A 15,623-nucleotide genomic window follows, 5' to 3' on the forward strand; every position below is an offset into this window, starting at 1 on the left:
ACAACTCTTGGAGAGGCTGCGCTCAGTACAAGTTCGTAATTCGTAATTTTCAACTCAATTACGAATTATGAATTAGTAATTAGTTAAATAAGTTTTTTATTTTATGGCAGACAAAAAGAACGATCTTTTCAGTATTTCTCCCAGCTTCTTGTCTCAACTATTATTTGGGGCATTTTTAACATTTATATTAATAATGACTGGCTCCGCACCAGCCCTAAGCATCTTCTTAGGAATCATGGGCGGTTTCATCTTAAGCTGGATCACAAATTTAACCGATAATAGCCCCCAAGCTCCATCTGTCGCCTCCTCTGATGGTGTCGATACAGGATTGAAATACTGGTTATTTTTCATGCTGGGCTTTGTATATTTAGGCTATCCAGCACCCATGAGTATCTTGCTAGGTGGATTAGGTGCTTTAGCTGGAGGCTGGATTACTGCGTGGTGGGGAAGTAAGGAAGAAACTAGAACTCAGTTGCAAGTTGAAGAATCAGAAGACACAGAAGTTGAACCAACGAATGAAAGGATCAACAAACGGCAAATCAGAAAAGTCGGTCGCCGTTACCGTCGCGCTCCTGGAAGTAGTTTCAATTTCAAGTTTTGGGAAAGGTAGTAATTTGGGAATAGGGCACGAAAGGCAGAGGGGCAGAGGGGCAGCACTTCTCTGCGAGACGCTGCGCGAACGGCTCATTTCGGCTACGCTCAATGACCAACGCTCAGTGACCGAGGGGAAAGATTTACTTGCTACTTCTCCCCTGCTCCCCTGCTCCCCTGCTCCCCTGCCCCATGCCCTAATAATATGTTTTTATATCTATCCAAATTACTGCCGCTATTTTTTTATCCACTAGGATTAGCCTGTGTAAGCTTGGTAGTAGCATTAGTGACTTTGTGGAGACGACCGCGGACTGCTGCGATCGCAATTGCTTTTTCCCTAACTTTACTGCTATTTTGTAGCAATGCTTGGATTGCTAAATCATTAGTGCGATCGCTAGAATGGCAAAATCTTCCACCCGTCCAAATACCTAATGCAGAAGCGATTGTGGTTTTGGGTGGCGCAACAAAATCAGCTTTTCCCCCCAGACCTACCGTCGATTTAAGTGAATCAGGCGATCGCGTTATCTACGCTGCCCAGCTCTATCGGCAGAAAAAAGCGCCTATAATCATTCTGAGCGGCGGCCGCATTGATTGGCGTGGAAGTGGTTCACCAGAATCGGCAGATATGGCCACAATACTTACATCAATTGGTATTCCATCTGAGGCGATTGTTCAAGAACCTGACTCTCTCAATACTTATCAAAATGCTGTAAATGTCCGCAAAATCTTGTTATCTCGTGGGATAAATCAAGTATTATTAGTTACTTCAGCAATGCATATGCCGCGATCGCTTCAGATTTTCCAGCGTCAAGGAATCAATGCTATTCCTGCACCTACAGACTTTCTAGTTAGTGAGGGTGAGTTGCAAGAACTCGGTAGTACTCCCAAAGCCGCTATACTAAATTTATTACCTGATACTGATAACTTACACCAATTTACTATCGCTTTAAAAGAATATATTGGTTCTTTAGTTTATCGCTTACGCGGTTGGCTTTAATTAAAGTTAGGAGTTATGAGTTATGAGTTATGAATTGTTAATTATGAAATGTAGTAATTGCCTAAACTTCTCACTCCCAACTCCTAAGTCCTAACTTCTAACTTTATTAACTTTATGTCAAAAAATTTACCTTATATTATTCCAGTTGCTCAACCTGAAGTTGAGGAAGCTTTTGCCGCTTACCAAACAACCCATCAGTTTTACCACGAAGTTCGGTCACGGTCGGAGTTTCAGCGTTATTGTGATTGGTATTATACAACAGCAGAACAAAACCGCCAAGAGCTTAAAAGAATGCGCGGCGAACTGAATATATTTCAGTGGTTTCGCCGCCGATAAGTGCTTTAGATGACTTCTAACTCATTTTCACGCAAGTGGGCTTTAAACTTTTTACCAAACTGGACTATAATCGGCAGATTAGCGCTTACTGGTCTGTCTCGCCATTGGGTGGCAATAGCTACTACATCGCCTTCTGTACCTTTGATGTCAAAAGGCTGATTCCGATGTTCAGGATGATGATACACCACTACCGAATCTTTAACGCGGACGCGATCGCCAACTTTCATAACAACATTTACACCTAGCATTTTCTTTTCCACAAGTATCTGCTACAAAATATATGATTAAATCGCTTAGAATTTGATTTAATCAGCTATTTCTTGACGCTTCATCGGGGTGCAACGGCTTAACCCTCTGCGTCCAGGCACGTCTTAGCAATCCGCACGTACTTTTTTCAGTTTTTTGCCACGTTAATAAGTATCACCCATAGCCTTTCTCTTTAACCTAAAAGCAGGGAAATGAAAGAAAATCAGGCGATATCGGATGTGCTTAGTACTTTGACAAGATATCCAACCCTTTTATCTTGACTCTAGGATGTTCCCCAGGTCAACTCTCTCACGAATTTTAGTGTATGGCAGATACTTGGTTATTGCGATCGCTTCATATCATGTTCGTATAATTAGTTATGATTCCCACAGACATTGCACCCCACCCCCAACCCCTCCCCGCAAGCGGGGAGGGGAGACAAAGCGCAGCTTTGGCGGGATGGGGTTCTTGGGGTTTAGTAAGTAATAAGGCAGACATTATATCATCTGTTAAATGCGTATTTTTATACTAAATCTGGGTATTACAAATAAGTACTTTCGATCGAATAGGTTTTCAAAGATGATTTTAAGCTTTAGAAATACTAGTGCTGTGTGTGCCGTATTTTTATTAGTCAGTGTCAGCAGCTTTCACAAGTCAGCCATAGCCAATATAAATAACCAGTCCCAATTGATAGCGCAGCAGATTAAAACTCAGGTAAACCCAGTTTTTAAATCTATTCTGCCTAAATTAAAGCAAAAAACTCAAATTCGGATTCTTTTACCGAAGTTTATTCCTGAGTCGGATGGTGAAAATCCAATTTACGCAACTATAGAAGCTGCTACGCAAAAAAAGTATGATATTTTACTGGCTTATAGTCCAGACTGTAATGGTGCTTCTGCCTGTCGTTTAGGTGTTGTTTCTGCTTCAGCCATAACCCGCAAAACACCCAGCCTGACTGGAAAACGTGTATCTTTAGCTAAGGGCATTACTGGTTATTTTGTAGATTTTACTTGTGGTGCTGGTTGCTCAGATGCTACCTTGACTTGGAGACAACAGGGTGTGCAATATGTTTTTGGATTAAAAGCTGGCGAACGCACTTCTTTAGTAAAAATGGCTAATTCTGCAATTAATCCCTAGCTAGCGTCATTTGATTCTACTTCCCAACGAAACAGCCGCGGCAATTGAGATACATCTATTGCGTAGTTAACAATCCACATTACCAATTCAAAAATCAATAAATATCGTACCCACTGCAACTCGCTGGTAGAATCCAAAAGTGTCAAACCCTCATACAACTGCCAGAAGCGGTAAGGGAGATATATATAAGGAACCATCACCCAGACGACATTTTGCAACTGCCTGAGTGCCACTCTTTCAGAGATAATTTGCAACCCTAAAACGATAAAATACCAAGCAAGCACAGCTAACACCGTGCGATCGCCCCACCATACACCCCACAATAGCATGACCACTAATGGCGGCACTACTGCTAGCAGTTGCACTGAGCCAAACCAGATTTTATACCAACCGGGAAATGGTAAAGGTAGAGTATAAGGCTTTGCGTTTTTCCATCCCCAGTTCACAACCACAATAAAAAGTGTCGCAATTAGGAAAAATAGGAGATTTTCTAGGAACAGATACAGGTTGATATTTAAGGAAGTCATCAGGGTATTAAGCTAATCAGCATTCAAGTTCCATAATTAGGGCGGGCAAGATGTCCACCTCACAAGATATAGAGAAAATTTTCATCTGCAAATTAGATGTGTTTTAGCTTATCAACCTCTGATGTTTGTGTGTCATTCTCTTCAAGTAGTATTTTTGCTATTTAACGACCTAGCCAAGTCTTGATAATGTCAAGCAGACTCGAACCACCCCAAACCAATGCCACTAGGATGGAAGTCGTTAAAACACCCCCCAGCACACACATAACTAAACCACCCAGGCTAATAGCACCATCATCTTCCGATAAGCCAAAGCTTGTTACAAAAATTCCCATTGCTGGCAGGGTATTAGTTCCTGGAATCGGAATCATCATGGAAATTGCCATCAAGGCGATCGCTATACCAATGGTCACTCTACCAGGTAAAGTAGTACAGATATAGCTTAGACGAGGACGAGCGATCGCTTCAATTCTTTTTAACCAAGGAATCCCTGCTTTCAAAAACCCCTGAACTGTTGTAAGTTGCATAGGATGATTCATCATCCGCTTGGGTAGCCAGGGGGTTTTGGCACCTAAGCAATTAGCTGTATTGCTAATAGAAAAATCAGGATGCCGAAAGGAGTCGAGTATCCAGGTGCGGGAACCAGTAAAGCAGAAGGTAAAGACAAGATAACCAGCAAAAATCCAAAAATTCTTTCTTTTGCTAATAATAAAATCTCTGCCAAAGTTACTTTTGATGGTCGATCTTCTTCAAAAAAATAGCGTTCTAATTCGTTAGACAATTTAGCCATACAACCCCAACTTTTATCAACATTCAGTAAATAAATATACTTAAATCTCTACACAAAATCTGAAAAATATTTCAACTTCTTTTGCTCTATTTTCTTGTACCAAATGAATAATCGATGGTACTAAAGAAATAACTATAATTAATCCAATAATCGGTAACAAATACTTATCTACTTGTTCAGGTGGCAGAGATTTTCCTAAGAAAAACCCTAACAGGGTAATGCCGAATGTCCAAAGAAAGCTACCAATTAAGTTGTAAGACATAAATGTGCGATAATGCATTGCACCAATCCCAGCCACAATGGGCGCGAAAGTCCGTACAATCGGTAAAAAGCGTGCTAAAACAACCGTTTTTTTACCGTGCTGGTGATAAAAGTTTTGAGTTTTCACAAGATGTTTTTTATGGAACAACCATGAATCTTCCTTTTTAAATAGTCTTCTGCCAAATTTATGCCCAGTCACATAGCCAACATTGTCACCTAAGACTGCACAAACAAAAGCACCAATTATCAGAACCCAAATGTTCAATAAATTCTGAGATGCAACAAATCCAGCGGTGAACAATAAGCTATCCCCAGGCAGAAAAAAACCAATTAACAAGCCAGATTCAGCAAAGACAATCGCCCAGACCCCAAAATAGCCGAGTGATTTAATCAGTTGTGGTAAATCCAGATGCATAGAATTTTGACTTTTCAACAATAGATCCACAACATCTTAACGTTCAGCAATTTTATTGAATAAAAAGTAATATTACATTTCTGTAAAATTATTATGTAATCTTAAGAAATGTCATGACAGATGACAGGTTTTGAGTTACGGGTGCAAGAGACAAAGATATTTGAAAGTACTAAGAATATTTTGGGGTGTTGCGATGCCTACGGCGAGCTTTGCTAACGCAGCAGAGTTGGAATATCGTGTTAACTTTTTCATAGCTACCCTTAGAGATATGAAAAGTCATCAAATTCCTCCTGGAAGCTTTGGTTTGCCTGTATTAGGTGAAACACTCTCCTTTGTTTTCGACCGCGATTTTGCTAAAAAGCGCTATCGCCAGCATGGGCCCATCTTCAAAACTCATCTTCTTGGCAGACCGACTGTAGTGATGGTCGGGCCGGAAGCATTAGAGTTGGTTTTGTCAAGCCAAATGGAGAATTTTTCTTGGCGCGATGGATGGCCTGATAATTTCAAGACAATACTGGGTGAATCGCTTTTTCTGCAAGATGGAGAAGAACACCGCAGAAACCGTCGCTTGATGATGCCAGCATTGCATGGCCCAGCATTGGCGAATTATGTATCCACGATGGAAGATATTACACGTAGTTATCTGCAAAAGTGGGAGAAGCAGCAGGAATTTACTTGGTTCCAAGAATTTAAACAACTGACGTTTGATATTGCTAGTCAATTATTGTTGGGTACGCGTCCCGGCCCTGAATGTGTACGTTTTAGCAAGTTGTTTGCAGCCATGACAAATGGACTGTTTGCGATTAATCCGTTGCCCTTGCCATTTACAACATTTGGTAAAGCGATAGCTGCTCGTAATCAGATTTTAGAGCATCTAACTCGTGTTGTCAGAGAACGTCAGCAAAATCCAACAAAAGATGCTCTGAGTTTATTAGTGCAAGCCCAAGATGAAGAAGGGAACCGGATGAGTGAAAAAGAACTCATCGCTCAGGCCTTACTATTACTTTTTGCTGGACATGAAACTACTACTTCGATGCTGACTTGGTTGTGTGTAGAGTTAGCGCGTCATCCAGAAGTACTCGAAAAAGCAAGAGTTGAACAATTGCAACTTGCAAGTCAAGGTGACTTGGATTTAGAACAATTAGGGAAAATGCCCTATTTAGAGCAGGTTTTGTGGGAAGTTGAAAGATTGCATCAACCTGTCGGAGGCGGGTTTCGTGGCGTAATTAAAGACTTTGAGTTTAAAGGTTATCACGTTCCTGCTGGTTGGCAGTTATACTATTCAATTGGAGTTACTCACCGAATTGCAGAAATTTATTCTGAACCAGACCTTTTTGAACCAGACCGTTTCAGTCCCCAGCGCCAAGAACATAAAAAGTATCCTTTTAGTTTAGTTGGTTTTGGCGGTGGGCCACGCATCTGTATTGGCCTAGCCTTTGCCAAAATGGAAATGAAGATTGTTGCTGCTCATCTTCTACGCAATTATCATTGGGAGATATTACCCAATCAAAGTTTAGAGGAAGTTGTGGTTCCCACTAATCGCCCGAAAGATGGATTGCGGGTTAGATTTCAACCTCGGTAAAATGTTTTATGACATTCCAAATAAACATACATTTGCCTAACGGAGTTTTACAACGCTTGCAAAATGTGAAAGATTTTGTGGGTGGAAGTGTTAACTCTCTAAGTAATTCAGCACAACAAGCTGGTGAGTCTTTGAAGACAACAGCCACTACAACGACTGATAAAGCAATTGATACAGTTACGACAAGCTTAGAGCAAACTTGGCAAACTGCTGATAAATTTAAGAGTACAACATCGGGCGCAGTTAAAGATGCGATCGCATCTTCTGCGAGTGATTGGCTGACACAACACCCAATATTTTTTAAGTTAGTTCAAATACTAGGTTGGGCGACTAATCACCCAATTATTAGTGTAGTAATTTTGCTGTTTGCACTTGCTCTCATTTGGAGCATCATCAAAGCAATTGTCCGCTTAATTGAAACAGCTAGTTGGTCAATACTGCAAGTTCCGTTCAAATTGCTTCAGGCTTTGATTCAAGTTAGTTTTCAATCCTTAACTAAAGTTGGCAGTTTTGTTGTTCAACAAATCACAGGTGCTAAAAAAACTGATAATCTACCAGCTTTACTACCTGAAAATTTTCAACCAAAGAAACAACAGCGATTAGCAGAAATTTCTCATCGCTTGGAAGCAATTCAAAAGGAACAGCATGAGCTTTTACAAGAAGCAGCAGACTTGATTGCTTCTGATACTATTGATATAGATACCTCCAAAATTAAACAGCTAAAAAGCGTTGAATCACATCTTGGCTGAGTTCGGTTGTGGAACCGGAGGCGACAATACCACCTTTTTGCATAGCGTAATAGTAATCAGCTTGACGGACAAAGTGCAAATGTTGCTCTACCAATAAAACCGAAATGCCTGTGGTTTCGACGATGCGACGGACTGCGGCTTCAATTTCTAGGATGATGGAGGGTTGAATACCTTCGGTGGGTTCATCTAAGACGAGTAATTGAGGTTCTCCCATTAAAGCACGTGCGATCGCTAATTGTTGCTGCTGTCCTCCGCTTAAATCACCACCCATCCGCGAAAGCATGGTTTTTAACACCGGAAATAAGCTAAAAACTTCCTCTGAAATTTCTGCTTTTTTTACTGGTTTACGTCTAGCTTCCAATCCCAACAGTAGATTTTCTTGAACTGTCAACCGAGGGATAATCTCTCGTCCTTGGGGGACATAACCAATTCCCAACTTTGCCCTTTGGTCTGGAGATTTGGAGTTGATTAATTCTTCAGCTAAATTAATAGTACCGCTACGGGGTTTGAGTAAACCCATGATAGTTTTGAGTAAGGTAGTTTTTCCGACACCATTGCGTCCAATTAGGCAAACCATTTGCCCCGATGGTACACTCAAATCTACATTGCGGAGAATATGGCTTTCGCCGTAATAAACGTTAAGGTTAGAAATTTTGAGCATAAAAGAATTTTTAACTGTTTAGTTTTGGGGGTTGCATACAGCACTGACAGCTATTATGCAATACAGACCGCCAGGGAATAGAATTCCCTGTCTAATGGTGCAAGTCCTCTAGAAGAGGACTAGAAAAACTTGGGTTAAAGCACTGACAGCTATTTATTGTGGGGTGGTTAGGTCATCATACTTAAATATGTTCTTGTTGGGCGCGTAAGCTGTTAATCGTTGCGGTTAAAACTAGGAAAATTGCCAAAACCAATACAGTATTTCTAAGCATTGAGTTATCAAAATGCTTGAGTGCGATCGCTACCAATGCCCAGACTGTTACTCCTGTATAAGCGATGTCTCGACGCTGGATGACCATAACTACTGCAACTGCTGTTGCTATTAATACCATGATCAGAGTCCAGATTACAGCAGAAATCCCCCAACCGTTCCACCCGTGAAAATCCAAGGCACACGCTACGTTGACAATAGTCGCCACGCTAATCCAGCCTAGATAAATGCTAATCGGAAAGTGAATACACCATTTTTTCAGCCGAGGTACACGCGATTTGCCAATTTCTAACTGCACATAAACGGCAATCAGGGGCAACAGAATCAAGAGCATTGCAATGACAGAAATAGCAAAAAACCGAGACAAAAACAGATACACCCAGATACTTTGAGCAACACAGGCAATTACCAACAAATAACCTGTCTTACGTAAATCAGGCTCATCTCGTTGGTTAGGTAGAGCTTGATATACCCCAAAAGCAAACAACCCCAGGTAAATCAGCCCCCAGATTGCAAAGGCGTAATTGGCGGGGATAATCAGGACATTTTTAAATAAAGTATTGGAAATTTCCCCGATGCTAAGTCCATTGAGCGGAAAAATGTTCGATACGACGTTGATAAAGAAAGCACCAAAGATTGCAGCCAAAGTAACAAGCTGCCGCCAAAGATCCCGGTAATTGCCTCTTGTGGACTGCTGCATAGGATGTTAACTCATAATCTTTTGTGCTTTCTTTCAGCTTACATCTGAAAAGAGTGATGGATATAAGCCACAGTCATATCGAGCAAGTTAATCAGGAGTTAAACTGATTATTGACCTCACTGCTTTTAAGGTACTGTCCATGCAGCTACTTCAAACTACCGACAAAGATTTTTCTGTCAAATTCAAAACTCTTGTAAGCGATCGCCGGGAAGTTACAGTTGATGTTAGTGGGACAGTACGTGAGATTCTAGCTGATGTCAAAGTGCGTGGTGATGCCGCAGTTAAGGACTATACTAGCCGCTTCGATCGCAACAATCTCCAGTCTTTGCATCTTAGCGAAACCTTTATTGCCGAACACGCAGCCCAATGTCCTGCCGATGTCTTGGCGGCGCTGGAATTTGCTGCTGAGAGGATTGTGGCTTTCCATCAAAAACAACTACCGCAAGATATTGGCTACACCGATGCAGTGGGGGTAAGACTGGGATTGAATTGGGTAGCGCTGTCGCAAGTGGGAATTTATGTTCCAGGAGGACGGGCTAGCTATCCGAGTTCTTTGTTGATGAATGCCTTACCAGCGAAAATTGCTGGTGTTGAAAGAATTGTCATGACAGTACCGATGCCTGGTGGTGAGATTAATCCTGTCGTATTGGCTGCTGCTCAAGTTGCTGGTGTGACAGAAATATATGGCATTGGTGGGGCGCAAGCGATCGCAGCATTAGCTTATGGTACAGAAAGCATTGCCCCGGTAGATAAAATTGTTGGCCCTGGTAATGCTTATGTTGCTGAAGCCAAGCGTCAAGTCTTTGGCACTGTTGGCATTGATAGCATCGCTGGCCCTTCAGAAATTTTAGTGGTAGCCGACAGCCAGAACAACCCAGATTGGATTGCCTGGGATTTACTATCGCAAGCAGAACACGATCCTAATGCCCAGTCAATCTTAATTACTGATTCCGAAATCTTCGCGCAACAAGTAATCAAGGCTGTTGAAAAAATTCTCGCCGATTTACCCACCAGAAAAGTTGCTAGTGCAAGTTGGCAAAATTATGCAGCTGTAATTCTGGTTAACGATTTAGCCGAGAGTATACCACTGCTCAATCAACTAGCTCCAGAACATGTGGAATTGTGCGTGGATAACCCGCAACTCCTGGCCAATCAAATTAAGTGTGCTTAAGCAGCGTGTTTTTAGGACGCTATACTCCAGAGGCGATTGGCGATTATTTAGGAGGCCCCAATCATGTACTGCCAACTGCCCGTTCTGCCCGCTTTGCTTCTGGTTTGAGTGTCTACGACTTTCTCAAACGAATTACTTTTTTAGAATGTGATAAACAATCATTACAGACAATAGGCAAAGCAGCTGTCACCTTAGCAGAGGCAGAAGGTTTGCCAGCCCATGCAGGTAGTGTATCTGTGCGCTTGCCATAAAAAGCTGAGAAGAGCAGAAAGGAGCATCTACATTTGACATTGATTAAAGAGTGCATCGCGTTTTTAAACTTCCATACCGCCTCTATTCCAGCTTCCCCAACGACTTAGGGAACTCCAAAAAATAAATTATCCAATACTGTGGGGTGGGCAACATGAGCGCCATATAAACCAATACGGTTCAGTTAAGCATTGTTTTCCTCTCTCTGTTCCCTCTGTGCCTCTGCGGTTCGTTAAAAAAATTGACTTTGATAAAGAGTTTTAGCCTTAACTGAACCGTATTACCATATAAACTGGGATCTCGTGTCGCCCACCCCACAGGAGTTAATTGGATATTTTTTGATTTGGAAGTCCCTTATAAATTTTTTATTGCGATCGCGACGTTCAATAGCAACAGTAAAATTATTACGGAGTTCCCGATAACATCCATCTAAATTCGTTTGCGATCGCCATTTAATTGTAATAGTCAATAGAGCGTAAGTAAGTCAATGCAATAAAACCAAACTATGTAAAGAAAAGTAAATAAGGCTCAAACTCTTTCTCTCCCTGCCCCCTGCCCCCTGCCCCCTGCCCCCTGCCCAACAATAATTATTTACGCCGACCTACTTAAATGGTTACGCATTTACACAAGTATTCCCGAAAACTCGGTTAAGTGTTTAGTTTTCTATCCAGTTTTTCCATTCTTATCTGATGCTTGTTCAGCAACATTTTTTAAGCGGCTCGCTCTCATTTTACGGAGGCGATCGCTATTGCGAACACCACCCGCCATTTCATATTCAGCGCTGTCTTTGCCGTACTTGATAGCAACCACCATTAACATTTTCTCAGAAAGCTGCCTCAAGTTTTTTTCCATCTCTTCAACTTCTGTTAAAGAAGAATCAACTATAGCTAAAGCGCTATTATGAACATCAAGTTTGTTACGCAACTGTTCGATTGACTCAATCAGTTTTCCTAAAGTATAATCTTCATCAAATTTAATGCTTGGAAGAATCGATTTCATCCCAGATGCTCTTAATTCAGCTTTTTCTAAAACGCGGGATGTACGTTTTTGACGAGACATAAATTTGCTCTTTTAAGATACTTCTAGAGCTAGCTTGCCTCAATTAAACCCGATTTCGGTTCAGCATAAATCGCAATTTCTGCTCGTAAAATTTTTAGCTGATCTCAGTAATATCTCGGCATATATAGCAATCCTAAATGAGTTGTGAAAATGTGCGATGTCCAGATCCCCGACTTCTCTGAGAAGTCGGGGATCTAATTTTTCACGAATGATTTAGGATTGCTATATAGCGCAGACTTGGGAGTAGTCCTTACAGACTTGGGAGTAGTCCTTACAGACTTGAGAGTAGTCGCTACAAACTTGGGAGTAGTCCTTACAGACTTGGGAGTAGTCCTTACAGACTTGGGAGTAGTCGCTACAAACTTGGGAGTAGTCGCTACAGACTTGGGAGTAGTCGCTACAGACTTGAGAGTAGTCGCTACAGACTTGGGAGTAGTCGCTACAAACTTGGGAGTAGTCGCTACAGACTTACATTTAGTTCGTAGAGGGCAGCACTTTGGCTGCTTTCGACTTTGCATCAGCTTGGCAACATTCTGTCAAAGGTTGTTTAGCTAAATTCTCTAAATCTACGGATTGAAGCAAATTCATCCACTCCACCGCTAAAGTTGGATCTTCAGGTTTGCTAAGACGTAATTCAGCCAAAGTAGTCAAGGCATCGTACCAAATACCATTCTCGGCATAAAGGTTTACCCGTTGCTGAGGAGTTGCTTGCTTCAGGCTATCTACTAATTTAGGATTTGGATTGACTCGTTGCACCCATCCTTCCACATACTCTCGTTCTGGAGGTTGTTGTGGATTGCAAATGACTTTTATCTTCAAAAACCAGTGATACATCTTGTCTACTTGCAATGGTGAAGTATTTGCGCTTAAGGGAATGCTAATAATTCCTGGTACTTCTGGTATTGTTACTACTGTTCGGTAAAGAGTTTGACTTTGTTTACTTGACTCATCTTTGACAACAAACTCAATGGAATCAATTAGAGATTTTTGATAAGGGACAAAAAACCAAAAAGTTGGATATTCCTCATTCGTCAAACCCCAAACTTTAGTAACAGCAACAGCTTGTGCTTGTCCTTGATTGACTGTCTCTTTGTATACAGGTACAAGTCCAATAACCGACTGATTGCCAACACCACAACCACGACTTGCAGCCCCGCCGCGATCGCCTGTTGCACCCCTGTCTGGAGGAGGCGGAGGAGGCGAAAATTTCTTAGGAGTGGCTGCAACGGGTGTTATCCAAATCATTGGAGAATAGCCGATAATTCCCCACAAAGTCATTCCCAATGCCGCGATTAATTGTATTGTTTGCCAATAGCTTTTCATCTGAATTCTGACTCCTGAATTCTGACTCCTGAATTCTGACTTTTTCTTCAATATTAATTTTTAAATTTCATGTTTAAGTAAGTTGTAGCTATTAAACTATTACTTACTAAAGCCAACATAGCAGGAATCAGGGGAACCCAACAACTATATACAATTAAAAATATAAAACAGCTAACGTATAAACTGATAATGCCTATTCCTCCTGCCAAGGTTAAGTAAATGAATCGGTGCAGATAAGCAGTAAATAAACCGCCTAAAAAAGACCAACCCCAAACCCAAATTACCTCACCCCAAAGCGGCCAAGTCCACAACAGAGGTTGTCCGTCCAAAGCAGCCCTGAGCAGTTGACTGACCATTTGGGCTTGTAAAAATACTCCTGGTATTGCCTGTAATTTTCCTTGAGGAGTGATGTAAGGAGTTAACCAGTAATCACCAAAAGTTTCTGCTGTTGTGCCAATAATGACTATTTTGCCTTTGACTGCATTGGCATTGAGCTTACCTGTTAGCACTTCTTGTAAGGTCATACTTGGTGCGTTGGCGAAGCCTGCCGAAGGTATCGCTTCTGGGGAACCAGAAGAACGATAATTTAATAAAATTTGGTGTCCCAAAGCGTCAACTCTTTGATAACCTCCGGTATGAGCTTCTATTGGTTTAAATGTCACCTTCCCTAATCGCCACGCGCCATCAGGGTTAAATTGCAACCGAATTCCTTTTGTATATAGGTAACGCAGCGCAAGTTGAACGCTCAGGGCATAAGGTGTAGTACAAGGAGATGAGGGCGCAGGAGTTAACGCTAACAGATGGCGACGCACAACATTATCTGAATCGATGGCAATATCGCTAAAACCGAGATTGTGTGAAGAAACTTCTGGGGGTGGTTTTACACCTGGTTTTCCGGCTTGAGAATCGCTGAGTTGACACACACCCACAAAGCGATCGCTTTTTCGCATCCTTGCTGCCAATGCTGGATAATCCTTACCCACTGGATAATCTCGGTATATATCCAAACCAATAACTTGTGCTTGATATGCCTCTAATTTTTCTAATAGTTGGGCAAGTGATTTGTCTGACAACGAACCTTGAGGTTTTTCCGGTTTTTGCGCCTGGACATCTTCTTCAGTCACAGTCACAATTAGTAGGCGTGAGTCTGGTTTTTCACGAGGACGCAAGCGTACTAGTTGGTCAAATGCATTTAACTCTAATGGTTGCAGCACGCCCAAATACCTGATCCCGATTAATATTCCAGTTACTACCATACTCGCCAGTAAGATCGATGAGAAGCCAAGGCGATTTGTGGTTTCTCTAACAGGCGTGGTTTGAGACAAAGATGCAGGAAGATTGGGTGTATTTCTAAACAATTCCCCCCAATTCAACGGCATCTCAGCCGGATTTTGAAAGATGACAGGCAACCATGTAGCGCAGGGAAATTGGTTTTCTAGTCCCTGTAACCTTTCTCGTGCTTCCCTGACGGCTAAATACAACGAGTCTCCCCGTGCGAAGGCTTCCAAAAAATACTTTAAAAACTGTTGCGCCACGCGATCGGGTACAGGCTCTCGCATCACGATAATTTGGGGAATATGTAAGTCTGCAAACTCCCATGCCAATCCCAAACCATCACAGGAATTGAAAATCGCTAGTTTTAGACCTCGTTCTACTGCCTTTTTTAAGGCATACTTTAACTGGCTAATTGTGAGACTTTCTGTTTGATTAATGTAGATTTTTCCTGTTTGATTCGTTTCCTGAGTGGAACTATGTCCGGCGAAAAATAGAATCTGCCAATTCTGCTCCCATAGCTGATCGGTAAGGTCAAGGCATTGTGGTTCAACTAAAAAAGTGATATCTGTATTGGGTAACAAATTAAGTAGCGCCTGATCTGCTTTGGTATCAATACCTTGACTGTTACCCAAAATCGCTAAGATTTTTACTTTGTTGGATGTAGTTGCTATCCGGTTAAGGTTGACTTGTTCGTAACCAGGAGCGCTCAGGGCTATTTCCGCCTGGGGATAGCGTTCTATCAAATCCCAAAGATGCCAGGGGAATTTCTGTAATCGCAAGTCTTTGGTTTGTAAAAGCATCCGAATATTATCCGCAAGCATGAGTTTTTCTAACAATTTCTCGCGGATAGAACGAAAGGAATCGGAAGCAAGCCAAGTATTAAAACTGACTTTAAATTCCTCACTCACCTGCTGGCAGTATTCTAGGCTGGGGGCTTGGTTAAGTTCTTTAGGTAAACCAATCGGACGAGATGGCAACTTTAAATTACGATAAATAGATTGCCAACGGTGATAATCGCGGAGAATTTCTGGGTTGGGGGGAAGCTCACCTGTGATTTCTACAGTCGGGCGGACATTTTCATCGCCAATCTGTAGAGTTACGGTAAACCCTTGTTCAAAGTTTCCCTCCCCTAACTTTAAGATGATTAACTTGTCCACAGCTAGTTCTCCCTAGATGTTGAGTGTATCCATAGGGGCAGGACACTACCCATTGGTGTTAACTTAAGCTCAAACCCTTGTAACGCATACGTTTTACTCCACCCTAACCCTCCCATTGGAAAGGCTACAG

The 15,623-nt window shown here is 41.8% G+C and carries 14 protein-coding genes and 2 pseudogenes; 7 read left to right on the forward strand and 9 right to left on the reverse strand.

The genetic code is table 11. The features are described 5' to 3' along the window. The first annotated feature begins 103 nt into the window (after window positions 1–103). The 3 genes from QUD05_RS33435 to QUD05_RS33445 all read left to right on the forward strand — a co-directional run bounded on the left by QUD05_RS33435 (window position 104) and on the right by QUD05_RS33445 (window position 1,924). Window positions 104–610 (forward strand): hypothetical protein, encoded by a 507-nt coding sequence (locus QUD05_RS33435; RefSeq protein WP_289799800.1) that lies wholly within the window; start codon window positions 104–106, stop codon window positions 608–610. Window positions 611–796: 186 nt separating this feature from the next. Then, on the forward strand, window positions 797–1,588 hold the full coding sequence (locus QUD05_RS33440) for a YdcF family protein (RefSeq protein ID WP_289799801.1): 792 nt from the start codon (window positions 797–799) through the stop codon (window positions 1,586–1,588). Window positions 1,589–1,702: 114 nt separating this feature from the next. Further along, entirely contained in the window at window positions 1,703–1,924 is a 222-nt protein-coding gene (locus QUD05_RS33445; RefSeq protein WP_289799802.1) for a hypothetical protein, read from the forward strand. A 5-nt stretch (window positions 1,925–1,929) separates the two neighbouring features. Here QUD05_RS33445 and QUD05_RS33450 read toward each other — a convergent pair whose 3' ends face one another. Next, window positions 1,930–2,151 (reverse strand): ferredoxin-thioredoxin reductase variable chain, encoded by a 222-nt coding sequence (locus tag QUD05_RS33450; protein ID WP_289800134.1) that lies wholly within the window; start codon window positions 2,149–2,151, stop codon window positions 1,930–1,932. Between the two features lie 598 nt (window positions 2,152–2,749). On the opposite strand from QUD05_RS33450, the gene QUD05_RS33455 reads away from it, so the two are divergent. After that, complete coding sequence (locus tag QUD05_RS33455; RefSeq protein WP_289799803.1) at window positions 2,750–3,307, forward strand: hypothetical protein; 558 nt, start codon at window positions 2,750–2,752, stop codon at window positions 3,305–3,307. Here QUD05_RS33455 and QUD05_RS33460 read toward each other — a convergent pair. The 3 genes and pseudogenes from QUD05_RS33460 to QUD05_RS33470 all read right to left on the reverse strand — a co-directional run bounded on the left by QUD05_RS33460 (window position 3,304) and on the right by QUD05_RS33470 (window position 5,297). Then, window positions 3,304–3,834: a hypothetical protein gene (locus QUD05_RS33460; protein WP_289799804.1), complete on the reverse strand. Its 531-nt coding sequence runs from the start codon at window positions 3,832–3,834 to the stop codon at window positions 3,304–3,306. The two genes, QUD05_RS33455 and QUD05_RS33460, sit on opposite strands and share 4 nt — an antisense overlap. 161 nt (window positions 3,835–3,995) lie before the next feature. After that, window positions 3,996–4,621: pseudogene (locus QUD05_RS33465) on the reverse strand (exopolysaccharide biosynthesis protein). A 40-nt stretch (window positions 4,622–4,661) separates the two neighbouring features. After that, entirely contained in the window at window positions 4,662–5,297 is a 636-nt protein-coding gene (locus QUD05_RS33470) for a DedA family protein (protein ID WP_289800135.1), read from the reverse strand. Window positions 5,298–5,565: 268 nt separating this feature from the next. On the opposite strand from QUD05_RS33470, the gene QUD05_RS33475 reads away from it, so the two are divergent. Continuing rightward, on the forward strand, window positions 5,566–6,879 hold the full coding sequence (locus tag QUD05_RS33475) for a cytochrome P450 (RefSeq protein ID WP_289800136.1): 1,314 nt from the start codon (window positions 5,566–5,568) through the stop codon (window positions 6,877–6,879). A gap of 8 nt (window positions 6,880–6,887) precedes the next feature. Continuing rightward, on the forward strand, window positions 6,888–7,628 hold the full coding sequence (locus QUD05_RS33480; RefSeq protein ID WP_289799805.1) for a hypothetical protein: 741 nt from the start codon (window positions 6,888–6,890) through the stop codon (window positions 7,626–7,628). On the opposite strand, the gene urtE is transcribed toward QUD05_RS33480, so the two are convergent. Together urtE and QUD05_RS33490 are read right to left on the reverse strand one after the other, a co-directional pair. Then, a complete protein-coding gene (urtE, locus tag QUD05_RS33485) occupies window positions 7,591–8,289 on the reverse strand; it encodes an urea ABC transporter ATP-binding subunit UrtE (protein WP_289799806.1) in 699 nt (232 codons plus the stop codon). The genes QUD05_RS33480 and urtE overlap by 38 nt on opposite strands. A gap of 181 nt (window positions 8,290–8,470) precedes the next feature. After that, window positions 8,471–9,259, reverse strand: a complete 789-nt coding sequence (locus QUD05_RS33490; protein ID WP_289799807.1) for a TspO-related membrane protein — start codon at window positions 9,257–9,259, stop codon at window positions 8,471–8,473. Between the two features lie 139 nt (window positions 9,260–9,398). On the opposite strand from QUD05_RS33490, the pseudogene hisD reads away from it, so the two are divergent. Further along, a pseudogene (hisD, locus tag QUD05_RS33495) lies at window positions 9,399–10,681 on the forward strand (histidinol dehydrogenase). 661 nt (window positions 10,682–11,342) lie between these two features. On the opposite strand, the gene QUD05_RS33500 reads toward hisD, so the two are convergent. The 3 genes from QUD05_RS33500 to QUD05_RS33510 all read right to left on the reverse strand — a co-directional run bounded on the left by QUD05_RS33500 (window position 11,343) and on the right by QUD05_RS33510 (window position 15,493). Continuing rightward, window positions 11,343–11,738 (reverse strand): hypothetical protein, encoded by a 396-nt coding sequence (locus QUD05_RS33500; protein WP_289799808.1) that lies wholly within the window; start codon window positions 11,736–11,738, stop codon window positions 11,343–11,345. A gap of 474 nt (window positions 11,739–12,212) precedes the next feature. Further along, a complete protein-coding gene (locus tag QUD05_RS33505; protein ID WP_289799809.1) occupies window positions 12,213–13,061 on the reverse strand; it encodes a DUF928 domain-containing protein in 849 nt (282 codons plus the stop codon). Between the two features lie 53 nt (window positions 13,062–13,114). Beyond that, on the reverse strand, window positions 13,115–15,493 hold the full coding sequence (locus tag QUD05_RS33510; protein WP_289799810.1) for a CHASE2 domain-containing protein: 2,379 nt from the start codon (window positions 15,491–15,493) through the stop codon (window positions 13,115–13,117). Window positions 15,494–15,623: the final 130 nt, after the last annotated feature.

The sequence above is a fragment of the Nostoc sp. GT001 genome (assembly GCF_030382115.1).
In the GTDB taxonomy this organism is placed as follows: domain Bacteria; phylum Cyanobacteriota; class Cyanobacteriia; order Cyanobacteriales; family Nostocaceae; genus Nostoc.